Source organism: Acinetobacter sp. P37 (assembly GCF_057480965.1).
Genome location: NZ_JBLIYY010000020.1, coordinates 1 through 24,028 on the forward strand (window position 1 = coordinate 1; position 24,028 = coordinate 24,028).

Below are 24,028 nucleotides of genomic sequence, written 5' to 3' on the forward strand. Positions count from 1 at the left end.
GGTGCCAATCTTGGCTCATCAATTACTGACAAAAATTTGCTCAAATAAACTTCGAGTAATTTCTACCATCAATCAATGAAAATAATTTCGATCGATCAATCAGTAAAAATCCACACAAGTTGTTCTTCATAATCTCTTAATGATCTTTCTAACATTTCGTCAATGCTAGAAGCTGGACTTCGATAAACTTAACAACTCAACGCTTCGCGTTTCGTTCGTTTCCGTCTATCTCGTCGGTATGGGGTGCATTCTAGAGCATTTCAGAATCATTGCAACCCCCAATTCACTATATTTTTCACGTATGTATTTTTTATAAGCGTTTTTGCTAAAAAAATTGCACTTTTACCTATTTTTTAAGCATTTTTTATAAATATTTAGCAAATAGTCGATATTTAATTAAGTAAATTTCTTATATCTAGCAAATCTTTTTCAGCACTTTTAAGTCTAATAAAAGTAGCTTTGATTATTTATTAATCATTAGTCTACTTTTATTCTTCAAAGCACTTAATTTTTTTCTGTCATCATATCGATTCAAGCTTCATAGGCATTTTTTAGCGTGCATTTTTATATTTCCAAGCATTTTTTTAACGTTCATATGCTAAATGTTGCATGACTTCCAAGATGACTTGTTGCTTTCCACTGAAATCCTCGGCAGAAAATAGCAGCTTTGCACGTCTAGGGAGTTGTTCTCTTACCAATGCGAATAGTTGGTACTGTGCTGCGATATCCAAATCATGTAATTGTTGCCGCGCCTCACAAAATAATGCTCGTTTATGCTGTTTAGTTTGGTAGTCAAATAAATATCTCAAGATTCGATCGATCTGTTCATCATGATTATCGGTATTGTAATACGCCATGTTGTTGCTCTTTTTTGATTTTTGACCATTGTTCCATAAGGCCTGTTTTTGCAAAAATCATTTTAATTACATGCTTAGTCATTTTTGCTGATAAAAATACAGCCTATTTATTTGAATAATCACTATTAACGATCACAGTCATAAAAAGCCACTATTTTTGGGCTTTAGACGCATAGAGCGCAGGCTGCATTTCACGTACACTCTTTTTATTTTTTAGGTGCAGGATGCCAACACAGTTTTTTCCACGCTTATTCTTACTATTAAGCGGATTAGGATTATTGGCTTTTGGTGTCGTACTCTCTATACATTCAAATTTAGGGACATCCCCTATTTCTTCGGTGCCCTACAGCTTTAGCTATATCTTTCCTCTCACCGTCGGCACATTAACAGTTTTAATGCATATCGTCATGATACTGTTGCAAATGCTGATCTTAAAATCACGCTTTCAGTGGATACAGTGGTTGCAATTACCCGTGGGAATTTTGTTTGGTGCATTTATTGACGGTTTAATGTGGCTCACCCAAGGCTGGAGCATAGAAAGTTACCCACTTCAACTCCTGGCTTGCTTGGCAAGTTGCCTGATTACTGCTTTAGGTGTGAGCTTAGTGGTCAAAGCCAGTCTAGTCCTCTTGGCCGCAGAAGGCCTCTATCAAGCCATTGCTGTTCGTTATCGCCTTGATTTTGGCAACTGTAAAACATATGGCGACATCCTCTTGGTCAGTATTGCGGTTATCAGCAGTTGGCTGGTCTTACATCAAGTCATCGGGGTACGTGAAGGCACCATTATTACCGCACTTTTAGTCGGGACTTTAGTCAAGCGGATCTTACCTAAATTAAGCTTCATTCAATTTGGCTCTAAGCCCTAAAACCAAGCTCCATGAACATCTATCTAAGTAAAGACATTTTAAAGCTCGATTGAATCGGGCCTTTTTTCTGGCGCGATTAAAATCTTTAATACAGAAATGAATGTGATTTTTGAAAGGAATAGCTCAATTTTACAAATAAAAAAGGGAAAGATCTCTCCCAAAATCTTTCCCTTAGAATTGAATCTTTAGTCGATCCATCGTGTAATTATTATAGTTATCTGTTTACTTCACTAAAAAAAGAGTCCCTTGGGGAAGAGACTTATAAAAAGTGGAGTTATCGTTATGTACCCTCTAGATGGTATATATATCTCTCTAGATGAATAAATCTTATACATAAAATTCAAGAAATGCAACACATTTGGCAAAATTTAAGTATTGTTTTTATAAGGTTTTTTTTGAATTTGCTTATTTATATTATTAATATATTAATTGGTAAAAAAAAGCAGGCCGAAGCCTGCTTTTAATTCAATAACTTAACTAAAAATTCAAGAATTTATTAGTCGGTAAAAGTTACTTTTGCGATCGCTTTTTTGCTCGCTTGGATGATCAAAGTTTTGTTTTCTGACACAGCATAACCTGCATCGACCACTTCCCAATCCACTTTCACTGCACCACGACCAATTGCATCTTTTGCTTGAGCTGCATTTTTAGTCAAACCCGCTTCACGCAAAATAGATGTAATGAAAATCTCACCACCAAATGCGCCACGAGAAATAGTCACTTCTGGTGTACCTTCTGGAAGTTCACCTTCAGTAATCAAGTTGCCTGCACCTTTGTGCGCATTTGCTGCAGCTTCTGCGCCATGGAAACGCTCAACCAATTCAAGTGCAAGAATTTTCTTCACTTCTTGTGGGTTACGACCTTCAGCCACTTCTTTAAGCAACTGTTGAATTTCTTCAATCGATTTAAAGCTCAACAAGTCAAAGTAACGTTCGATCAAATCATCTGGCATTGAAAGCACTTTTTGGTACATCGCACCCGGTGCATCAAATACAGCAATATAGTTACCCAAAGATTTAGACATTTTATTTACGCCGTCTAAACCTTCAAGAATCGGCACAGTAATGCACACTTGAGATTCTTGGTCATAACGGCTTTGTAATGTACGACCCATCAGCAAGTTAAAGGTTTGGTCTGTACCACCCAGCTCTACATCCGCTTCTAGCGCAACTGAGTCATAACCTTGCACCAATGGATATAAAAATTCGTGAATCGCAATTGGTTGATGGCTGTTATAACGTTTAGTGAAGTCATCACGTTCCAACATACGTGCCACAGTTTGCTGTGAAGCCAACTGAATCAAGTCAGCAGCAGTTTTTTGACCAAACCACTCTGAGTTGAACACAACTTTAGTTTTCGCAGGGTCAAGAATCTTAAATACTTGTTCTTGATAAGTTTTAGCATTTTCTAAAACTTTTTCACGTGACAACGGTGGACGCGTAGCGCTCTTACCGGTTGGGTCACCGATCATGGCTGTATAATCACCAATCAGGAAGTAAACTTCATGACCTAAATCTTGGAAAACTTTTAATTTATTAATCAGAACCGTATGACCTAAATGTAAATCAGGTGCAGTCGGGTCAAAACCCGCTTTAATTTTTAATGGGCGATTCTGCTTTAATTTCTTAAGAAGATCTTCTTCAGAAATAATCTCATGTGTGCCTCGTTGGATGAGGGCAAGTTGTTCTTCAGCCGGCAGGAAATTTGACATCACAAAATCCAAATAGATCAGTTATACAATTTGTGCGATATACTAACACTTTTTCAGCACATTGCAGGCTTAAGAATCATCATGACAGCGATCTACATTGGGGTAATGACCGGCACAAGCATGGATGGTGTCGATATTGTTGCTGCTTCTTTTGATCCTTTAGAGATTCATGCGACGCTCACACTTCCCTTTGACCCAGACCTTCGTGATGAACTAATGGCTCTCACCTTGCCTGATGACAACGAAATTGATCGTATGGGTAAGGCAGACGTAGCTTTAGCTCAAATGATCGGTCATGGCATCAATGAGTTGATCGAGAAGAATCAGCTAGATCGAAGTCAAATCAAGGCGATTGGCTCACATGGACAAACCATTCGCCACCGCCCTGAACATGGTTTTACCCTGCAAATTGGCGACCCCAATATTATTACCGAACTCACTAAAATCCCGGTGATTTCAGACTTCCGCCGCCGTGATATGGCTGCGGGTGGTCAAGGCGCACCTTTAGTTCCTGCGTTCCATCAAGCGCTTTTCCAACATGACACCATTCACCGTGTGATTTTAAACTTGGGTGGCATTGCCAATGTCAGCATGTTACCTGCAGGTCAACCTGAAGCCGTGTATGGCTTTGATACAGGACCTGCCAACATTTTAATGGATGCTTGGTGCGAACGTTATACTGGTCAGCCCTATGATGAAAATGGGAACTGGGCAGCTTATGGTCAACCTATTCGCAGTCTGCTCGACCGCTTACAAGCACATGAGTTTTTCTCTAAAGAACCGCCAAAAAGCACAGGTCGTGAAGACTTCAATCTAGAATGGTTAGATGAACAGATTCTCGATTGGCGTGGAGATCTCGAATATGACGAACTCGAAGATACGCCAGAAAACATTCAAGCAACCTTAATGAAACTCACCACACGTGCTATTAAAAAAGCCATTTATCGTTCTGACATGGATACTGGTGAAGTCTATGTCTGTGGTGGTGGTGCATACAATTCGCACCTTTTAGAGCAACTGCGCTGGCGTCTACGTAAACATGAATGGACTGTGCAAAGTACCGCAGATTTAGGCTTAAGCCCGACATGGGTGGAAGCCACAGCCTTTGCTTGGCTGGCGATGCGCTTTGTCAATCAACTCAGTGCAAATTTACCAAGTGTGACTGGTGCTGCTGGCTATCGTATCTTAGGTACAATCACTGCGGTTTAAGAGTCAAAAACATATAAAAAGGTCTGCAATTGCAGACCTTTTTTTATATAGACACGCTTTGATATAGATTGACTACTATATAAAAACATAGCTCAAACTTAATTCATCATTGCCTTGGCATGCTCATTACGGAAAGCCCGTAAAATCTGCTGTCCCGCCCGACCTGTTGGACTTAAACCCAGTCGATTTTGCTCTTGTCGAATGGCTTGACGGGTTTTATCTCCAATTAATCCATCAACTTTACCAATGTCATAGCCACGGTTAAGTAAAAATTGTTGAATCTCACGTCGTTCCGCACGTGAAGTCCCAGGATCATCGGTTGGCCATGTCGTACTAAAGCCACCCTTGCCTTGCAAGCGATCGGATAAATGCGCAATCGCTAATGCATAACTCTCTGCGGCATTGTAGCTATAGATTGCATCGAAATTTTTAAACACCAAGAACACAGGCCCACTTGCCCCAGCCGGTGCCATTAAACCTGCTTGGCTCGATCCAGAAAGGTTACCTTGTATTAACGGTGTACCATCGGCACGCTGCAAACCACGATTCATCCAGCTGTCCAAGGATTTTTTATTACGGCGACTTTCACCACTGATCGACATTCCTTCGGGAATTTTTACTTCAAAGCCCCACGGCTGACCAGTTTGCCAACCACGCTTTTTCAGGAAATTCGCAGTTGAAGCCAACGCATCTGTGGTACTCGACACCAAATCACGGCGGCCATCACCATCAAAATCCACGGCCAGTTCTTCATAGGTACTCGGCATAAATTGGGTATGACCAAATGCACCTGCCCACGAACCTTTCAATTGAGATTCATTTAAATCACCACGCTGCAAAATCCGCATGGCTGCAAAAAACTCGCCACGGAAATAGCTTTGACGGCGTCCTTCACAACTCAAAGTGCCCAATGACTGTAATAAAGGATAGCTACCCGCAATATCACCAAAATTACTCTCCACACCCCAAACCGCGACCACGGTTTCAGCAGGCACACCATAAGCCGCTGCGACACGGTTTAATACATCACGATGCTGCGCCAATTTCTGCTGACCCAGTTGTACACGCTCTTCATCTACCAGACCGGACAGATAGTCCCAAATCGGAGTTGAAAACTCAGGCTGATAGTTGAGCTTTTCAATCACAGAATAATCAGGTGTTAAATTTTGTGTATAGCGATCATAAGTGGATGCACTCACACCAGCATTCATTGCTTGCGAGCGCAAATTGGCTAAACAACCTTGAAAGTTATTTTGTGGTGAAATGCTGCTTGTTGTAGGCATGCTCGACGAATTGACAGACTGACCATTAATAACCAACTCGGCATTTGCCTGAGTTATTGCCAATAAAGCAGTCCCGAAAACAAATCCTAAGTGATGCTTCATACCCTAGATCTTTTTTTGAATTTAAATTGTTGCTTTAACAATAGCAGCTCAAAGCAAAAGTTAAAGGTTCAAAACGTAAATTTAAATTCATAATTTCTACTTATTTAAATTCATTTTTAAAATTTAAATTCAAAAGCAGTTATCCACAATCTGGTTTTAAATTCATTACAAACCAAACAGCTGTTTAAATTTAAATTCAAAACTTTTAAATTCAAAAATAAACTGCATGCAGAAAAAGTTATCCATAAATTCAAAATGGCGTGAAAATTCATTTTTATTATTAATAATCAAAATATTATAATTTTTAAAAGACTCTCTCTATAGATTCAATAAGGCTAGGCAACTTTTAAATTCAAATTTTTAAATTTAAACACAGCGAAATGAATTCATTTTTTCAAATTTAAATTCATAAACTTTGAATTCATTGTTTCGGTATAGGATTTTTTGAATTCAAATTCATAGTTTGAATTCAAAAACACAATTTAAATTCAAAACGCTTTGGTTATTTTTGATTTTGATTCACACACATCACAGGCTATTGATACACAAAAAATCATACGAAGATTAACGCAGAATATTTATAAACGAACGAACACTTTATGATCAATAGTTTCTTATCGTTTCAGCGATAAACGGTGTGATTTTGCAAAGAGGCGCAATGATGCCCGAACTACAGCAATAAAAAAAGCGGCCATGTGCATGACCGCTTTTTTATCATTCAAACACAGGTTTAAATGGTCATATCTTCGCTAAGTGCCAGTGGATTCGGCAAAATTTTCGCCAAAGCACGGCATAAAGCTGTTAATTCAGCAGTATCGTTCGGCATTAAAGTGATGTGACCGATTTTGCGGCCTTCACGCTCTGTTTTGTTATACAGATGCAAATGCGCGCCATTCAGTGCCAATACATCTTCAGACTTCGGATGTTGACCAATGATGTTTACCATGACCGTTGGACGAACAACTTCAGTCGAACCCAAAGGTAGGCCTGCTACAGCACGAATGTGGTTTTCAAATTGTGAACACACTGCGCCTTCAATCGACCAATGCCCCGAGTTATGCACACGTGGCGCCATTTCATTGGCATATAAGCCTTTATCTGTCACAAACAGCTCTAGCGTCAAAACACCGACATAATTCAAATGATTGAGCAGGCGAGTAATGTAGTCTTGCGCAACTGGTTGTAAGTCTGCGCTGTTTGGCGCAGGCACAATTGAATGCGACAAAATACCGTTGTGGTGGTGGTTTTCCGCCAATGGCCATGTTTTCACATCGCCATCTTGACCACGCACCGCAATGATTGAGACTTCACGTGAGAAGGTTACAAAGCTTTCCGCGATCAATTCACCTGCAGGGCCTAGTTCAGCCCATGCTTGATCCATTTGCTCAGCGCTACGTAGCACAAATTGACCTTTACCGTCATAACCGCCACGCGATGTTTTCAGTACGATGGGTAAACCCAACTCAGCAACAGCAGCTTGTAAATCCTCGAAAGACGTCACGGCCTTATAAGGTGCAACTGGGATAGCCAATTCATCAAACAAAGCCTTTTCGGACAAACGATGCTGTGCAATCGCTAAAGCTTGGCGCGGTGGGTGCAATGCTTTGTTCTTGGTCAAAACATCAACATCTGCCAACGGGGTATTTTCAAACTCTAAGCTGAAAACATCTGCGCTCTGAATGAAATCTTGCAAACCATTTTCAGCTTGAGTCGAAATCACTGGACCCAGCGCAGCAGAAGGGCACTCAGTACTCGCTTCAAAGAAGGTGCATTGAATGTTTAAAGGCAATGCCGCTTGCGCCATCATACGACCGAGCTGGCCACCACCAAAAATACCAATGGTTTTATCCATGAGAAATGCCCCTTAATTAAGCTTGACCCGGAATATTTTTACTCGCCACTTTATCGGTTTGCGCAGCGCGGAAATCTGCAACATTTTTTGCGATTTCAGGACGCGTTAAACCTAAAATTTGTGCCGCCATGATCGCTGCATTGGTCGCACCCGCTGGGCCAATCGCCAAAGTACCAACGGCAATACCTGCTGGCATTTGCACGATAGACAGCAATGAATCCACGCCGTTTAAAATTGATGATTTTACCGGTACACCAAGTACAGGTAGGTCAGTCTTGGCTGCACACATACCTGGTAAATGCGCTGCACCGCCAGCACCGGCAATAATCACTTGAATACCACGATCACGTGCGGTTTCAGCATATTCGAATAATCGATCTGGAGTTCGGTGTGCAGATACAACTTCCGCTTCAAATGGGACGCCAAGCTGTTTCAGCATATTGGCAGTGTTTTCTAGCGTTGCCCAATCCGATTGAGAACCCATGATAATTCCAACGAGAGGAGTGTCTTGTGAAGCGGCCGCATTCATTGCAATGTTTCCAGAGATTAAAGTAAGAGAGAGTAAATCTCGACTAGAGCCAAGCTTTAATAAGAGCCCCATATTATAGACTGAAAATTCATCTCAATAAAATTTAACGGTTGTCTTTAAAGAGAAAACTCCATAATATTTTGATGAAAATATTTTTATTTTTTTCAATTTTATAAAAACTTTTATTAAATCAATATTTATAAGACACTTTAAACATGAAACAGATGTTTATCCTACTTACTCTAGCCCTAAGCTCTCCGAGTTTTGCCCAACTCGTTCAACTCAATACAAGCCAATTTGAAAAAGACTTTAACCTCTTACAGCAACAAAAAGGCTATAACGGCCAAATTAAGAGTAATGGCTACATCCACGAAAAATTTTTAGTCACCGGAAAATCGATCATTGATGAACGTAAGCCGGTCAAGATGACAGGCTATTACAAAGCAGATGATGGCCGCGATAAAATGTATTCAATTTCAGAATATCGTGTTTATTGTGATGACCAAAGCTATGGTTTTGCTCTCATGAACTTTGAAGCAGACGGTCAAAGACTGTACTAACCAATGAGAGTGATTATGCCTTTGACTATGAAGATCCCACTCCACGAGACCGTGAGTTTAGTAAAGTCCTCAAAAATGCCTGCAAACACGCCTCACTTAAATGATCAGAGCCATGCAGCATTGGATCAGTTAAGCACTGCGAAACACGAAATAGACACATCCAAAAAGGCATAAACCTGCCCACAAATAGTCCAACTTAAAGGGTTGTTTAAAAAGGAAAATCATAAATGGAACGAAGACCAATAGCGTCACGACTTCTTGTGTGATTTTCATTTGACCCAAAGACCACCCATGTTTGGCCAACAGTCGCGTTGCTGGGATCATAAAACTATATTCGAGTAATGCTATAGCCCATCCAAATAAAATCGCTTGCCAAAGCGGTGCATCATGTAAAAACTTCAAATGCCCATACCAGGCCAAAGTCATAAAACAGTTGGAAATAATCAATAAAAACAGGGCAAGTGACATAAGCAATCAAGATCGCAAAAATTTGCGCATATTGTACGTTTTTCATCACGATTTCGCGCCTATTTTCCGTGTTTTTATCCTCAAGAAAATTGCGTACATTTGATCAGTTACGAGCTCAATCTTTTTGCACGATCTCATACAAAAAAATCTATCTTTTCCCTAAGACCCTTGCTATGGTTGCTCTCAAATGAAATTAACCTTTTCAACCAAATCTATAATGACAACACCACAATAACAAAGTGATGTGTCGATAAAAGCAGTGGAGTTAGAACGAATGCATCTGCATATCTTGGGTATTTGTGGCACCTTTATGGGTTCATTGGCGCTCTTGGCGCGTGATTTAGGACATAAGGTGACGGGTTCAGACCAAAACGTTTACCCACCAATGTCTACCCAATTGGAAAATGCAGGCATTACCTTAATGCAAGGCTATGACCGTAGCCACCTTCAACCACACCCAGATCTCGTGATTGTCGGCAATGCCATGAAACGTGGCATTGATGCAGTGGAATACATGCTGAACGAAGGCCTGCCTTATATTTCTGGCCCACAGTTCCTTGCAGACCACGTGCTACAAGGTAAACATGTCTTAGGTGTTGCAGGCACACATGGTAAAACCACAACCACAACCATGTTGGCATGGGTGCTCGATCAAGCGGGTTTAAACCCGGGTTTCTTGATTGGCGGCGTACCCTTAGGCTTTAGTGAAAGCGCACGTTTAGGCGGTGGAAAATACTTCTGTGTAGAAGCCGATGAATATGATTCGGCATTTTTCGACAAACGTTCTAAGTTTGTGCATTACCATCCTAAAACAGCGATTTTAAATAACCTTGAATTTGACCATGCCGATATCTTCGAAGACTTGGCTGCGATTCAAAAGCAATTCCATCATCTAGTGCGTACTATTCCAAGTGAAGGCCGTATCATTGCGCCCATCACTGAAACAAATATTGATGAAGTCTTGGAAATGGGCTGCTGGACACCTGTGGTGCGTACATCTTTAGATGCCAATGACAAATCTGAATTGTATGCAGAACAATTGTCTGCTGACGGTTCACATTTCAAAGTGCTACAGCATGGTGTCGTGAAAGGCGAAGTCAAATGGAATATGACTGGGCAACACAGTGTAGCCAATGCTTTGGCAACCATTGCTGCGGCTGAACATGTCGGTGTTTCGATTGAAACGGCGTGTGAAGCACTTTCAAATTTTGGCGGTGTAAAACGTCGTATGGAGCTTTTGGGCACAATCCGTGGCATTGAAGTTTATGACGACTTTGCACATCACCCAACGGCGATTGATACCACATTAGAAGGTGCGCGTAAGCGTCTGGGTCAACGTAAGCTTTGGGCAGTAATCGAGCCACGTTCTAATACCATGCGCATGGGTAGCCATAAAGATGGCCTTGCACATTCTGCACGCTTAGCGGATGAAGTGATTTGGTATCAACCTGAAGGTTTGGATTGGGATCTACAGCCTGTGATTGAAGCTGCTACGAATAAAGCTGTGGTGGCTCGTTCACTGGATGAGATCATTCAAACCATCGTAAGCGAGGCAGGCGAGGGCGATGCTGTGGTGATTATGTCGAATGGCGGTTTTGGTGGTTTACATCAGAAGTTGATCAGTGCATTAAAAGCCTAAACCCACTAGATAAAATAAAAAAAAGCCCGCTGCGCGGGCTTTTTTTTTATTCACACTCAGCTTAAAAATAATGCTGATAGCCTCGGTTTTTATAGCCTAAATCCAGCTTAACCGGCTGTTCAACATTCTCTAATCTTAACAATGTCGTTAAAAACGCCTGAATTTGTTCTAGATTGAGCACGTCGGGTTGAAAGCTTGAATATCCAAAGCGCTGAAACAAACTAGCAATTTCACTATGTCGGTTGACATATTTCATCGACCATTTTGAAAAATCGATTTGATCAATATTTTGATCAGGATAACGCACAATATCCCGATGGCGAGTATCTTTCGCAATAAGCTGAAAAAGCTGTTCGAGAGCCGCTTGCTCACCTTGCAGGCATTGGAAGAACCGGCCTTCGGCATAGTACAGCACGCCAAAAATACGCTGTTCGGTATTGAAGCTGCGGGCTCTCACCAAAATATCACTTAAATCTTGTATTAAATCAAATTGTTGTTCTACACGTGTACTGGCATAACAGAGTTGTATCATTGTATTTATTCTTAAAGTATTTGCACGATTTTAACGTAGAAAGCGCTACAGGATGAGTAAATATTTGTATATTTTTTAATCAAATGTGCTTTTTAACTTACAACACAAAACCAAGATCACGTATACCGATATCACCTTCATTTTTTTAAACTCATACATATTAAAACAATGAAATTATTTCCATTTGAAGATGAATAAAGAGGCCTACCATGCTCAAGAATTTACTCATTTTTTTATCAATCACTTGTGTATATTTTGCTGCCTTGATCATACTGAATAATTTTGGCGTTTCAGATTTTTTTAATGTCGTTATTTGCTCATTTATTTTAGGAATAACACTGCGTACTGCGATTCCTCACTATCTCATTTATTTACTAATGATGATGACTATTGGCAGTATTTATTTTGTACTGAATGACTTTGCATTATTAAATATCATGTGTTTAAGCTTGATTTTAGGGATATCAAGCTGCTCGATCTTATTGCAGTTTTGGCCAAATCTTTTCAAAGTACCTACTACGCTGTTAAAATTAAAGCTCAATTAAATACAAATTAGCTTTTTAAGTTTTTTTTAAAAATTTCATAATGATAGAAAAGCCCGCATGGCGGGCTTTTTTAGGCTTGAACATCGGCAAGGGTTTTATCTCTACGAAACATCACATCAACATAAGAACAAGTTGGAATAATCTTTAAGCGTTTATCACGAGCGAATTCCACCAAATGATCCAATAACACTCGAGCCATACCTTGCCCACGCAATGAATCATCTACCCACGTGTGATTTGCCACAATGGTATGTTCATCACGCCATAGATAACTAATTTCTGCGAGCCGTTCACCCTCAGCATTTAACTGAAAAAATTCACCTTTTTGACCGTTATCTTGATGTTGCATAGTCACTGTTTTTTCTTCCTTTTTATGAAAAAATACACCGTGTAACAAACGAGAAAGTGATTGGTACAGAACTTAAACGACCTATATTCAACTGTAGGTGATAATAAATCCGTACACCTTTCACATTAATTAAAAAACAATTAAATCACACTTGCCGGATATTTTTATTATGGACCTTTATCTTATCGCTATCTTTGTATTGCTCATTGCTGCAGCATGCTTGGTTGTATCGCTGTATAAATCACGATCTTAATTCAATTTCACAGCTAAATTTCAAATAAAAACAGCCTGATTGCAATACGATCAGGCTGTTTTTATTTATCCAAATGATTAATCTACATCACGCTGTACAATTTAGCGTAGAACATCACGAATCGATTCATCTTTATCAAATACAGATTTTGCAAAAGGACAGAGTGGAATAATTTTCACGTTCTTTTCCCGAGCAAAATTCACTGCTGCATCGAGGAGATGTCGTCCAACACCTTGTCCTCGCAAGCTGTCACTGACATCGGTATGATCAATAATAAATTTATCATCGCCTGCCCATGAGTAAGTCATCTCTGCCAAACGTTCCCCATCTTGCTCAACAAAGAAAGCTCCTTTTTTTTGATCATCATCTTGTTGTACAAACATCTTAAATTTCCTCCATTTTTTTATAAATTGGCATGTAATGCAGGTCAACTCTGTTGTTTTTGTATTAATTTAAAGCGCATGCACAGGGCTTTAATCGGTTCCTGCTTGTGTATAGAGCATAGTAAAATAAGCCACTTTATTTATTTGAAGACACTCATGTCTGCCTCTCCCTCCGAAACGGCTTCTTCTGGCTCTTGGACGGCTGTGATTGCTTTGGCTTTCGCAGCATTTATTTTTAATACCACTGAATTTGTACCTGTCGCTTTACTCAGCGATATTGGCAAAACCTTTAGCTTAGCCGCGACCGATGTCGGCATCATGATTACGCTCTATGCATGGGTGGTTGCGCCGATTTCATTGCCGATCATGTTATTGACCAAAAATATTGAACGTCGATCACTCCTGATTTGCTTATTTATAGTGTTTATTGTCAGCCATGTTCTGTCGTATTTCGCATGGAGCTTTAATACTTTATTGCTCAGTCGAATTGGCATTGCTTTCTCGCATGCACTTTTTTGGTCCATTACTGCGTCGCTGGCAGTTCGTGTTGCACCGAAAGGCAAAGAATTTCAAGCCTTGGGGCTTTTGGCCACAGGCACAGCTTTGGCGATGGTTCTCGGTATTCCGTTTGGGCGTATGGTCGGAGAAGCCTATGGTTGGCGAAATACCTTTGCTCTGATTGGCATTGGCGCCAGTATCGTTTGCCTGATTTTAGCCAAAACGCTGCCAATACTGCCGAGTTTGAACTCTGGCTCGCTAAGCAGCTTAAAACAGTTTATTCGCCGTCCAAGCTTAATGATGGTCTTTGCATTAACCATTATCATCATTAGCGCGCAATTTACCGCATATAGCTATATCGAACCGTTCTCACTCAACATTGCTGCATTCAGTTCCATGCAAACCACCACGTTGTTATTAATCTTTGGTGCTGCAGGCTTTCTAGGTTCTTATCTGTTCGGGAAATTTGGTGGGAAATATCCTAAAGTTGCGATTCCTTTGAGTACAGCCACACTGGCTTTATCCATGCTGCTGTTGCTGCCTGTTTCTCTGAGTTTTGCAGGTGTGAGTGCGGTGTGCCTACTATGGGGCATGAGTATCATTGGATTTAGCCTTGCATTACAGTCAAAGACGCTGCATCTCGCATCCGATGCCACCGATGTCGCCATGGCCATTTATTCAGGACTTTATAATGTCGGGATTGGCGGTGGTGCACTCTTGGGCGGTATCGTCAGCGTTCATTTCGGTTTGAGTTATATTGGTGTGATCGGAGGAATCATCGCAGTGATCGGCACACTTTTAGCCTTAGCGTTGGTACAACGTGGTGATTTTAATCCTCCTGTGGCACATTAAATGAATTCGTAAATTGCCGATTGCACTTTGTACTAAAAACTGTCATGCTTTGCCGCATATTTGGACAATGTCCAAAACAAAATTTGAACAAGGGGAGTAGCCTCCTCCAAACGTAAACCTTGTTTTACGTGTCAGAATATCGTCATTACACTTTGCAAAAAGTCGGTATCTGAGCATCGCAGCTGCAAATCATTACAGTACGATGTAGGCAAGACCTTGATCATGTTGTCTCAGGCGTTTTATTTCGTCTGGCAACTGGTCGAGGTTTTTTTATGGCTGGTTGTTAGATGTGGAGAATACACATGGAAACGATTGGCTCTTTATGGCTATATCTGGCATTTTTCGGTTTAGTCACCATCATGCTACTCATCGACTTTTTAGGCTTTAAAAATAACAAAGGCCAAGAAATCAAAGTCAAAACCGCTGCCTATTGGAGTATTGCATGGGTCTCTGTGGCTACCTTATTCGGTGGTGCATTGTGGCTCTACTTACAGCAAACCGCTGGTGTCGCTGTTGCAAACACCAAAGTCATGGAATATTTCGCTGGTTATCTGCTCGAGAAATCACTCGCAATTGATAACGTTTTTGTCTGGCTCATGATCTTTGCTGCCTTTGCCATTCCACCTGCTTTGCAGCGTAAACTGTTGCTCTACGGTGTCCTCGGCGCAATTGTACTGCGTACCATCTTTATTTTTATTGGGGCATGGTTTGTTCAAGAATTCTCTTGGGTGCTGTACTTCTTCGGTGCGTTCTTGGTGTATACCGGCTTTAAATTCCTTAAAGGCCAAGACGAAGAAGATAAAGATATCGAAGATATGGCGATTTTGAAGTGGCTACGTAAACACATGCGTATTACTCCTCAAATGCATAAAGATAAATTCTTCGTTCGTCAAAATGGTGTCTTGTGGGCAACGCCGCTCTTTTTAGTGTTGATCTTGGTTGAAGCATCGGACGTCATTTTTGCGGTGGACTCAATCCCAGCAATCTTTGCGGTTACCTCTGACCCATTCATTGTACTGACTGCAAACTTGATGGCGATTTTGGGTCTACGTGCCATGTTCTTCCTCTTGTCTGGTGCTGCATCGAAAATGCATTACTTACCATATGGTCTGGGCATTATTCTGGTATTTATTGGCGCTAAGATGCTGTTGCTCGATGTGTTCCACATGCCAATTTGGATTTCACTCGGCTTTATTGTGGTGACCTTAACCATCACCGCGTGGTTATCGATCCGACACAGTAAGAAGTACCATCAAACCACGTTATAAAACGCTTAGATAAATGGAAGCCTTCTTTCGAGAAGGCTTTTTTTATTCTGTAACAAAGCCATCAGCTAAGCTTCAAGCGTCATCAAGAGTTTGAGTTTCGGCCAGCGTTGTAAAAATTTTTTCGCTTCTATACGTTGCAAAAAAGTCGCTCGACTAACTAAGGTTGAATTCCAACGCAGTTTTAATTCAAATAAATCAGCTAGTCCAAATGGTGCCACGATTTCTACTTGATCAAGCTCATTTAAACGGACTGCAACAGCCGTTGCAGTTTCAACCCACAAAGAAAGGGCATGGGAAATCGATGTTAGGGGCAAAATAGAATCACCATTGTCTAAACGATACCAATGATGCACCAAAGCTTGGTTGGTCACATCCCACTGTATTAATGGAAAGAAAGACTGCATTTCTTTTTGGATCTGATCACTATGAGCACCGTTATCCTCAGCATCATAAAATATGATATCTACCTCAGTATTGGACAGTGTATAGCTGTGTTGGTGTAGCACTGACCACAGCATATTTCGAATGACACCTGCGGCAATATACGCACTGGCATCCACCAAATAAAGCTGCTTTAAAATAGACATGATGCCGTCATGTTGCCGAATCAGTTGCTGCAAGCGCTCAACATACGTGGCTTCAAGCTGTGATTGATTCACAGGATGCATTGGATGGGACATAGATACACTGTTGAATTCTATTCTTTGATTCGATTTAGCCTGACACAAGCGCATTGATTTAATCAATCGCTTTGAAAAAATGACATGCTCTCGACATACATTAATGGCTGTTCGATATTTTAGAACATGATCCTCTAATTACAGCAACGCCTTTTCTAGCCAAATTGGGCTACAATCAACCGAAAAAATTCTAAACTGCAGGTATGTCATGTCTTCTGTTATCGCATCTACCGCGATCCGTGGTCGCTTTCTAGATATTCAGAATACAGTTGCCCAAGCACGTGAAATTCACGACCAAGTGCGCTATTTCGAAGATGGTTTGCTGATTACGCAAGCCGGAAAAATTCAATGGTTCGGTCCATGGTCTGAGGGCCAACACCATCTCCCAGATCAGGTTGAAGTACAACATTATCCAGATCAATTGATTGTTCCGGGTTTCATCGACACCCATATTCATTATCCACAAACGGAAATGATGGGGGCTTATGGTGAACAGCTACTGGAATGGCTTGATACTTATACCTTCCCAACCGAAATCCAATTTGAAGATCCGGCTTATGCAGAGCAAATTGCACAGTTCTTCGTAAACGAGTTACTCAAAAATGGAACCACAACAGCCTTGGTTTTTTGTACCGTTCATCCACAATCGGTCGATGCTTTATTTAAGGCTGCAGAACAGCATCAGATGCGCTTAATTGCCGGTAAGGTCATGATGGATCGACATGCCCCTGAAGCATTATGTGACACAGCTGAGAGTGGCTACAACGACTCCAAAGCACTCATCGAAAAGTGGCATGGCAAGGGCCGTAACCTGTATGCCATCACGCCTCGCTTTGCCCCAACCTCAACGCCTGAGCAATTGACACGGGCAGGGGAGCTAAAAGCCGAGTATCCTGATGTCTATGTACATACGCATTTGAGTGAAAATAAAAATGAAATAGCGTGGGTTAAATCATTATTCCCTGAGCAAAACGGCTATTTAGACGTTTATCATCATTATGGTCTGACCGGATCACGTTCCGTGTTTGCGCACTGCGTGCATTTGGAAGATGCCGAATGGGACTGTATGCATCAGACCAACTCTGCCATTGCGTTTTGTCCCACCTCGAACTTGTTCTTAGGCAGTGGGTTATTTCCATTAAAGACAACATGGGAAAAACAGGTGAAAGTCGGCTTAGGCACAGACATTGGCGCAGGCACCTCATTTAACCAACTGCAAACCATCAATGAAGCCTACAAAGTTCAACAACTTCAAGGCGATAAACTATCCGCATTTGAAGCGCTGTACCATGCCACTTTAGGTGGAGCAAAAGCCTTAGATCTAGAGGACAAACTTGGAAACTTTGATTTAGGCAAAGAAGCAGATTTTGTGGTGCTCGATTTAAATGCCACGGCTTTACAAGCCTTACGTCAACAACGTGCCAAAAATCTGGAAGATGCTTTATTTGCCCTCATGCTGATGGGTGATGATCGTAATATCCATGCCACCTATGTGTTTGGACAATGTGCGTATGTCAAAGCATAAAACGGCTCGACCGAGACGAAAAACAGCGTTGAAAATTGGACTGATTGCCGTCGCTTGTTTGTGCTTACTCAAGCGTGACAGCATTTCCAAGAAAAACTGATTACATTTTCAACGGCAAAAAAGATGCATCTGCGAGCCAGATGTATTAAAATTGGTTCATCTTTAGAGGTGTTGCAAGTCAACACCTTTTTTATTTTTTTGATTTGCTTTTTTAGGTATCTACCCATGTCTGTTCAAATGAGCGTACTGATTTCCACTGAAGAAATTCAAGCTAAAGTGAAAGAGCTTGGCGCAAAAATTGATGCACACTATGCTAACAGCGACAAAGAGTTGGTGTTAATCGGTCTTTTACGCGGTTCTGTTATTTTTATGGCTGACCTTTGCCGCGCAATTTCAAAACCGCATGAACTCGACTTCATGACCGTTTCAAGTTATGGCGGTGGGACCGTATCTACTCGTGATGTTAAAATCTTAAAAGATTTAGACGGCGACATTAAAGATAAAGATGTCTTGGTGGTTGAAGATATTATCGATTCAGGAAATACCTTAAGCAAAGTTTTAGAAATTTTACAGACGCGCAATCCAAATTCAATCGAGCTTTGTACTTTGGTTAGCAAGCCTTCACGTCGTGAGATTGAACTCGAAGTGAAATTTTTAGGTTTTGAAGTCGAAGATAAATTTATCGTGGGTTATGGTCTGGACTATGATCAAAAATATCGTCATATTCCATTTATTGGCGAAATTGGTCTCTAAGTAAAATCAGATACTTAAGAGTGGCCGAAGGCCACTTTTTTTTTATTTTTTGGTTTGTTTTGAACAAAAAAACAACAGTTTTTTGCATGTTTAGGCTATAGCTCAGCGCAGTTTTGATTAAAGATAAAGATTGAACATGTCGTAAAAAACAAATACATGATAACAAAAGGAGAGTTACTATGTGGTCACTCATTGTTGCGATTGTTGTTGGTTTTATTGCTGGTTTAATTGCACGTGCGATCCATCCTGGAGATGACAAAGCCGGTTTCATCATGACCACCATTCTCGGGATTGCAGGTTCTTTACTTGCGACCTATGGCGGACGTTTATTAGGTCTGTATGGAGAAAATTCTGCTGCAGGATTTATCGCTTCCGTCATTGGTGCGATCATCGTGTTGTTTATCTATAACCTTGTAACGAAAAAAACCCGCGTCTAATTTTTATAGCACCATTAAAATACCCGCCTATAGACGGGTATTTTTTTTATATTTTATTCATGCCGTACAGCTGAAATTATTTGATCTCTTTTAACATCGATTCTAATTCAGCAGCAGGGTAAGCACCAGTTAAGATCGAACCGTTGGCAAAAACGATTCCCGGTGTACCACCTAGTTTTAAGCTTTTAGCTAATATTAAATTTCGATCAATCGGGTTTGCACAACTTTTCGCTGACTTCGGTTGAATTCCCTTATTGATTAAATTATCCCAGGCCATAGCAGGGTTTGACTCACAAAAAATCTGCTTCGATGGCGCCAACGACTGCGGTTTTATCGCTGTGACAAAAGTATAAATGGTCACATCATTGAGTTTTGCCAGTTCTACTTCAAGCTTCTTACAATATGGGCAATTTGGGTCAGAAAAGATCGCGATTTGGCGCTTCCCATTCCCCCTGACTGTTTTAATCGCATCTTGTAATGGAAGTTTATACCACTCAGTTTTTTGCTGACTGAGGATCAATTGTTTGGTCAGATTTTTTTGATCTTTTAAACGAATCATAGAACCTGCGATCACATAATCCGCATTTTCACTCAAATACAAAACTTGATCTTCAACAAAGCCACTATATATGCCCGGCATTTCGGTACTTTGAATATTTTCAATTTTTAAACTAGGGTGCTTTTCTGCCAAGAGCTTTTGAACCTGTGCTACATCCGCCAAAACAAAAGTCGAAAGGGTGGTACTCAACGCCAACGCACATATTTTTTTCAACATAGACCGAACAACTTCAACATTTAATTGATTCAGCATTCTAAGCCTTAACAGGTGAAAGTCTTGGGCTTTTTTCAGTTCATTACGCAATAGCTACATGCCGTTTCACGTGGAACATATTACGCTGCATCAGGTGAATTAATTTCAACAGACACATGCACAATTTCTTCATGAATCGACAACGCTTGGCGGACTTCATCGGCGCTCAATGCCTGACTGGTTTCTAAAGCAACAATACATGAAAACTGACCTTTACCCACTTTCCACACATGTAAATCGGTCACATCGACGTCGACAGGCAATTGCATTAAAACCTCTCGGATCTCATCAACGACAGGGTGATCCATTTCCGCATCCAGTAATGTTTGTCCTGTTTCTTTCATCAAGCCAATGGCCCACTTACCGACAAGCACTGCACCAACAATCCCCAATAGCGCATCTAAAAATCCCCAGCCCATCCATTTTCCAGCAAATAAAGCCACAATGGCCAACACCGAAGTCACCGCATCAGCAACCACATGCATGAAGGCTGCTTTCTGATTGAGATCGTGATGATGATCATGCTGCTCCTCATGGCTATGCTGGTGATGGTGATGGTGATGGTGATGGTGATGGTGATGGTCATCATGCAATAACCAAGCACAGATCAAGTTCACCATTAGACCTAAAATCGCAATAGGGATTGCTTCGTTATAATGAATTTGGACCGGGTTGAATAAGCGTTCCACCGAATGAAAGGCCATAAATGCAGCAACGACCATCAATAATATCGCGCTGCTATAGCCCGCTAAAATTTCAATTTTCCAAGTCCCAAAGCTAAAACGAGCGTCTTGGGCATAGTGGCGTGCCGCACGATAGGCAAAATAAGCCAAGCCTAATGCCAACATATGTGAACTCATATGCCAGCCATCTGCCAATAATGCCATCGAATTAAAAATCCATCCGCCAATGACTTCTAACAACATCATGACTGCCGTTAAAATGGTGGCAATTAAGATCCGTTTTTGTGCGAGTGGATTACCTTCATCAAATTGATGATGATGAATTCGGATGGATGGGGAAGTTTTCATTAGGTTCTATGCTTAAATATACTCCCCCATAGTATATTTATTTTCGGGAGAAAGTGTTGAGTCATTTACATCAGGACAAAAAGATTTTAAATCGGGTTAAACGTCTACAAGGTCAGGTCAAAGCAGTTGAACTGGCTTTACAGCAACCCGAAGCAGGGTGTATCGAGGTTTTACAACAGGTTGCGGCCATCAAAGGTGCTGTAAATGGATTAATGAATGAATTAATCGAAGCACATTTACGCCATCATGTATTGCCTCAAGATGTTGAAATCAATGAAGTAGAACTGGAAGATTTTGTAAAACTGCTTAAACGCTATGGATAAAGTTACAACTGCGATTTGACCATGGAAAACAATCGGCATTAAACTGAGCCCATATTTCCTTCTTTCTCATGCAGCACAATATTGACCCTATGGGCTGTACCTCTGCGACTTTAAAATGACCACATCTCCCTCTTAGCGACCGTTTATTATGGTGAGCCTTGCACTCTGTATGGGCACTATTGGTACAGCGCTAGCTAGTCCTCTGTATCCCATTTATCAGCAACTTTGGGGACTGCTGCCGAGTCATATCACCTATATCTTTGTTGCCTACATGTTTGGTTGCCTAGCGACCTTGCTGTTTTTAGGTCGTACCAGTAACAGTTTTGGTTTTTTAAGAACCCTGCAAATCGGTATGGCGTGCATCATCTTAGGTTTAAGCTTGTCGGTGTTTGCCAGTAATGCGCTGTGGTTATCTATCGGGCGCTTTATTATCGGGATTGCCTCGGGTTTAATCAGCACCTCAGCCATGCTTGGTTTGGTCTATACCATTCCTGAACCGCATAAAAATAATGCTCCACAGTTGAGTTCAATCATTACCGTGATTGGTTTTGGTCTTGGCCCATTTATTGGTGGAGTGATTGCCCAATTTTCGGAACAGCCTTTAGTCACCCCTTATATCCCTGTGATCTTTGGGGGGTTGGCGTGTTTAATAGGGTTATTTTTTATTCGCACACCGAATTTTGAGCCACAGCCTTTTTCAGTGGCACCACATTTGGAATTGCCTGAAAAGCGTGATCATTCACGATTTTATATCGCTGGACTGACTGCCTTTTGTGCCTTTGGTTCTTTTAGCTTATTTGCATCACTCGCACCCTCTTTCGTCAAAGATGCGATCCCATGGCATGGCCCTTTGGTCAGTGGTAGTGCCATTGCAAGTATCTTGCTGGTTTCCGCTGTCGTGCAATTTATGGCGAAATCGATTCCTTCTGCAAAATGTGTCAATGCCGGCTTAATAGTGTTAATACTGAGCTATGCGCTCCTTGCGCTATGTATGACCCAACACTGGAGTGCATTGTTTTTTATTAGCGATATTTTAGTCGGTGTAGGGCATGGTCTAGGGCTTTTAGGCGCATTTGGCTTAGTTCATCAAATGACCAACAATCAAAACCGTGCTGCGGTGATCTCGACCTATTTGTTTATCGGATATTTAGGAACCATTATTCCAATTATTGCAGCCGGCTATTTATCTGATCATTTCGGCTTGATCGTCGGTGTTTTAGGTTTTTGTATGGGTGTAGGTTTATTGTGTATCGGCTTATTGCTTTGGCACCGTAGTCTGAACACCAATTAACCACTAAACTTATTCAAGAAGCATCTTGTATTGGGTGCTTCTTAAACCCAAAAACAATTAAGAAACCCTATAAAAATCAATCAAATTAAATTAAATTAAATTAAATTAAGATCTTGTCTGATGTGATTCAAAAATTTAAAAAATGCTAAAAATTCAATGTCAAATTAACACTGTAGAAAATCAAATCATTGCTAGCAGCGAATACGGTAATATTCACTATATTTTACCGTTTGAATCCTTACCGCAATTAGAAACCTATGATTTTATTGTTTGGGGCTTTTTACCCATTGCCATGCGCCTTGGCATCCCGCTGCATGTAGAAGGACCTATTTCAATACAAACCCTCCACTCCGCACGGGAGGTTTCAACTGTCTGGGCCGCTTGGTTACCTGATTTATATCAACCAGTCATGCTCAGTGCTGCATCGATTATCCAAACACCACCGGGAAACCAAACCACTCAAAATTTAAGCTTTTTTAGCGGTGGGATTGACTCCACTTATAGTACATACAAAGCTTTTCTTGAAAATGGGCAAGATTCTGATTGTCTCACTGTGCATGGAATGGATTATAAATTTGATGACCATGAAAAATTTCAGGCCTTAATGGATCAGACCCATGACTTTAGAAGCCAAGTTTTTAAGCAAAGTCGCGTGGTAAAAACCGATGCTTACGCGCTATACAGTAAATATGGCTGTAACCCTAAAGGTTCACATGTCACACATATCTTTTCGCTGTTTTCCTGCGCTTCGATTTTTGAACATTACCAGCAATATCGAATTTCAGCCGATTACCGTTTAGATCAACAATTATTCGTTCATCCATATGGCTCAAATACAGCATCCAACCGATTGATGAAGAATCGATCTGGGGCGTTAATCACCCTCGACGATGATGTCACGCGATCACAAAAGACTGCATTTTTAAGCCAATCTGGCTTAGATTTACAAACCCTCTCGATCTGTGTGGAATATAGGGCTCGACCTAAAAATTGTGGTCAATGCAGCAAATGTATGCGCACCAAAGCCATGTTCTATGCCTCTAGCCCCGAAATTCCCGATATCTTTTTAGATCGTCGCTTTGAAAAACAGTGGTATCAATCCATTCCATTAAGTTCAAAAATCAATCGTGCTTTTTTAATTGATATTTTGTCAGCGGTCGAAAAATCCTCGCAACAGCAACAATTTCCAGACTATGCAACACTCAAAGTCAAAGTTGAAGCCGCATCGAAAAGAGCAGCGATTAATCCCTTTTATGGGATGAAAATGAAAGATGTGCTGAGAACAATCTTTAAAATCATTTTTGGCTCAAACCCACGCTAAACGATTTAAAAAAAGCACGATGATTTCGAACATCGTGCTTTGGATGGATCTATCCATAGGTGAAACGAGCAGCTCAATCGTTTTATTACTTTCCGATACA

Annotated in this window: 24 protein-coding genes; 12 read left to right on the plus strand and 12 right to left on the minus strand. The window is 40.9% G+C overall.

Features of this window, described 5'->3' with window-relative positions; translation table 11 throughout:
- Window positions 1-584: 584 nt before the first annotated feature.
- Window positions 585-857 (minus strand): hypothetical protein, encoded by a 273-nt coding sequence (locus AC25JC_RS14955; protein WP_180024981.1) that lies wholly within the window; start codon window positions 855-857, stop codon window positions 585-587.
- A gap of 224 nt (window positions 858-1,081) precedes the next feature.
- Between AC25JC_RS14955 and AC25JC_RS14960 the strand changes: the two genes are divergently transcribed.
- Window positions 1,082-1,723, plus strand: coding sequence for a YczE/YyaS/YitT family protein (locus tag AC25JC_RS14960; RefSeq protein ID WP_180108237.1), 642 nt, complete (start codon window positions 1,082-1,084; stop codon window positions 1,721-1,723).
- 496 nt (window positions 1,724-2,219) lie between these two features.
- Here AC25JC_RS14960 and tyrS read toward each other — a convergent pair whose 3' ends face one another.
- On the minus strand, window positions 2,220-3,452 hold the full coding sequence (tyrS, locus tag AC25JC_RS14965; protein ID WP_171262600.1) for a tyrosine--tRNA ligase: 1,233 nt from the start codon (window positions 3,450-3,452) through the stop codon (window positions 2,220-2,222).
- Between the two features lie 63 nt (window positions 3,453-3,515).
- On the opposite strand from tyrS, the gene AC25JC_RS14970 reads away from it, so the two are divergent.
- A complete protein-coding gene (locus tag AC25JC_RS14970) occupies window positions 3,516-4,643 on the plus strand; it encodes an anhydro-N-acetylmuramic acid kinase (RefSeq protein WP_180095153.1) in 1,128 nt (375 codons plus the stop codon).
- 98 nt (window positions 4,644-4,741) lie between these two features.
- On the opposite strand, the gene AC25JC_RS14975 is transcribed toward AC25JC_RS14970, so the two are convergent.
- From AC25JC_RS14975 to purE, 3 genes are all read right to left on the minus strand, one after another.
- A complete protein-coding gene (locus AC25JC_RS14975; RefSeq protein WP_486924339.1) occupies window positions 4,742-6,028 on the minus strand; it encodes a lytic murein transglycosylase in 1,287 nt (428 codons plus the stop codon).
- 730 nt (window positions 6,029-6,758) lie between these two features.
- A complete protein-coding gene (locus AC25JC_RS14980; protein ID WP_486924340.1) occupies window positions 6,759-7,880 on the minus strand; it encodes a 5-(carboxyamino)imidazole ribonucleotide synthase in 1,122 nt (373 codons plus the stop codon).
- Window positions 7,881-7,896: 16 nt separating this feature from the next.
- Window positions 7,897-8,409 (minus strand): 5-(carboxyamino)imidazole ribonucleotide mutase, encoded by a 513-nt coding sequence (purE, locus tag AC25JC_RS14985; protein ID WP_078189531.1) that lies wholly within the window; start codon window positions 8,407-8,409, stop codon window positions 7,897-7,899.
- A gap of 215 nt (window positions 8,410-8,624) precedes the next feature.
- Here purE and AC25JC_RS14990 point away from each other — a divergent pair, with 215 nt between their 5' ends.
- Complete coding sequence (locus tag AC25JC_RS14990; protein ID WP_486924341.1) at window positions 8,625-8,969, plus strand: hypothetical protein; 345 nt, start codon at window positions 8,625-8,627, stop codon at window positions 8,967-8,969.
- Between the two features lie 129 nt (window positions 8,970-9,098).
- On the opposite strand, the gene AC25JC_RS14995 is transcribed toward AC25JC_RS14990, so the two are convergent.
- Window positions 9,099-9,437 carry a DMT family protein gene (locus AC25JC_RS14995; protein WP_078189529.1) on the minus strand — a complete coding sequence of 113 codons (339 nt, stop codon included), beginning with the start codon at window positions 9,435-9,437 and terminating at the stop codon, window positions 9,099-9,101.
- A gap of 274 nt (window positions 9,438-9,711) precedes the next feature.
- Here AC25JC_RS14995 and mpl point away from each other — a divergent pair, with 274 nt between their 5' ends.
- Complete coding sequence (mpl, locus tag AC25JC_RS15000; RefSeq protein WP_486924342.1) at window positions 9,712-11,076, plus strand: UDP-N-acetylmuramate:L-alanyl-gamma-D-glutamyl-meso-diaminopimelate ligase; 1,365 nt, start codon at window positions 9,712-9,714, stop codon at window positions 11,074-11,076.
- 61 nt (window positions 11,077-11,137) lie between these two features.
- On the opposite strand, the gene AC25JC_RS15005 is transcribed toward mpl, so the two are convergent.
- The 3 genes from AC25JC_RS15005 to AC25JC_RS15015 all read right to left on the minus strand — a co-directional run bounded on the left by AC25JC_RS15005 (window position 11,138) and on the right by AC25JC_RS15015 (window position 13,162).
- Window positions 11,138-11,608, minus strand: coding sequence for a BLUF domain-containing protein (locus tag AC25JC_RS15005; RefSeq protein WP_180122717.1), 471 nt, complete (start codon window positions 11,606-11,608; stop codon window positions 11,138-11,140).
- 615 nt (window positions 11,609-12,223) lie between these two features.
- On the minus strand, window positions 12,224-12,550 hold the full coding sequence (locus tag AC25JC_RS15010) for a GNAT family N-acetyltransferase (RefSeq protein ID WP_180122715.1): 327 nt from the start codon (window positions 12,548-12,550) through the stop codon (window positions 12,224-12,226).
- 306 nt (window positions 12,551-12,856) lie between these two features.
- Window positions 12,857-13,162 (minus strand): GNAT family N-acetyltransferase, encoded by a 306-nt coding sequence (locus AC25JC_RS15015; protein ID WP_347269446.1) that lies wholly within the window; start codon window positions 13,160-13,162, stop codon window positions 12,857-12,859.
- Between the two features lie 132 nt (window positions 13,163-13,294).
- Between AC25JC_RS15015 and AC25JC_RS15020 the strand changes: the two genes are divergently transcribed.
- Both AC25JC_RS15020 and AC25JC_RS15025 read left to right on the plus strand, forming a co-directional pair.
- Window positions 13,295-14,488, plus strand: a complete 1,194-nt coding sequence (locus AC25JC_RS15020) for a sugar transporter (RefSeq protein WP_180116548.1) — start codon at window positions 13,295-13,297, stop codon at window positions 14,486-14,488.
- Between the two features lie 302 nt (window positions 14,489-14,790).
- Entirely contained in the window at window positions 14,791-15,756 is a 966-nt protein-coding gene (locus tag AC25JC_RS15025; RefSeq protein WP_486924343.1) for a TerC family protein, read from the plus strand.
- A 65-nt stretch (window positions 15,757-15,821) separates the two neighbouring features.
- Here the strand turns inward: AC25JC_RS15025 and AC25JC_RS15030 are convergent, their stop codons facing one another.
- Entirely contained in the window at window positions 15,822-16,436 is a 615-nt protein-coding gene (locus tag AC25JC_RS15030) for a nucleotidyltransferase family protein (RefSeq protein WP_486924344.1), read from the minus strand.
- A gap of 208 nt (window positions 16,437-16,644) precedes the next feature.
- Here AC25JC_RS15030 and guaD point away from each other — a divergent pair, with 208 nt between their 5' ends.
- The 3 genes from guaD to AC25JC_RS15045 all read left to right on the plus strand — a co-directional run bounded on the left by guaD (window position 16,645) and on the right by AC25JC_RS15045 (window position 19,151).
- Window positions 16,645-17,961 carry a guanine deaminase gene (gene guaD, locus AC25JC_RS15035; RefSeq protein WP_486924345.1) on the plus strand — a complete coding sequence of 439 codons (1,317 nt, stop codon included), beginning with the start codon at window positions 16,645-16,647 and terminating at the stop codon, window positions 17,959-17,961.
- A 225-nt stretch (window positions 17,962-18,186) separates the two neighbouring features.
- Complete coding sequence (hpt, locus tag AC25JC_RS15040) at window positions 18,187-18,714, plus strand: hypoxanthine phosphoribosyltransferase (protein ID WP_078194457.1); 528 nt, start codon at window positions 18,187-18,189, stop codon at window positions 18,712-18,714.
- Between the two features lie 179 nt (window positions 18,715-18,893).
- Window positions 18,894-19,151, plus strand: a complete 258-nt coding sequence (locus tag AC25JC_RS15045; protein WP_078189516.1) for a GlsB/YeaQ/YmgE family stress response membrane protein — start codon at window positions 18,894-18,896, stop codon at window positions 19,149-19,151.
- A gap of 76 nt (window positions 19,152-19,227) precedes the next feature.
- Here AC25JC_RS15045 and AC25JC_RS15050 read toward each other — a convergent pair whose 3' ends face one another.
- Together AC25JC_RS15050 and dmeF are read right to left on the minus strand one after the other, a co-directional pair.
- Complete coding sequence (locus AC25JC_RS15050; RefSeq protein ID WP_180116558.1) at window positions 19,228-19,926, minus strand: DsbC family protein; 699 nt, start codon at window positions 19,924-19,926, stop codon at window positions 19,228-19,230.
- A gap of 116 nt (window positions 19,927-20,042) precedes the next feature.
- Complete coding sequence (dmeF, locus tag AC25JC_RS15055; RefSeq protein ID WP_486924346.1) at window positions 20,043-20,993, minus strand: CDF family Co(II)/Ni(II) efflux transporter DmeF; 951 nt, start codon at window positions 20,991-20,993, stop codon at window positions 20,043-20,045.
- Window positions 20,994-21,049: 56 nt separating this feature from the next.
- Between dmeF and AC25JC_RS15060 the strand changes: the two genes are divergently transcribed.
- The 3 genes from AC25JC_RS15060 (at window position 21,050) to AC25JC_RS15070 (ending at window position 23,928) form a co-directional block, all read left to right on the plus strand.
- Window positions 21,050-21,316 carry a metal/formaldehyde-sensitive transcriptional repressor gene (locus tag AC25JC_RS15060; protein WP_180024968.1) on the plus strand — a complete coding sequence of 89 codons (267 nt, stop codon included), beginning with the start codon at window positions 21,050-21,052 and terminating at the stop codon, window positions 21,314-21,316.
- Window positions 21,317-21,464: 148 nt separating this feature from the next.
- Window positions 21,465-22,607 (plus strand): MFS transporter, encoded by a 1,143-nt coding sequence (locus AC25JC_RS15065; RefSeq protein WP_078194454.1) that lies wholly within the window; start codon window positions 21,465-21,467, stop codon window positions 22,605-22,607.
- A gap of 142 nt (window positions 22,608-22,749) precedes the next feature.
- Complete coding sequence (locus AC25JC_RS15070; RefSeq protein ID WP_486924347.1) at window positions 22,750-23,928, plus strand: hypothetical protein; 1,179 nt, start codon at window positions 22,750-22,752, stop codon at window positions 23,926-23,928.
- The last annotated feature ends 100 nt before the right edge of the window (window positions 23,929-24,028 follow it).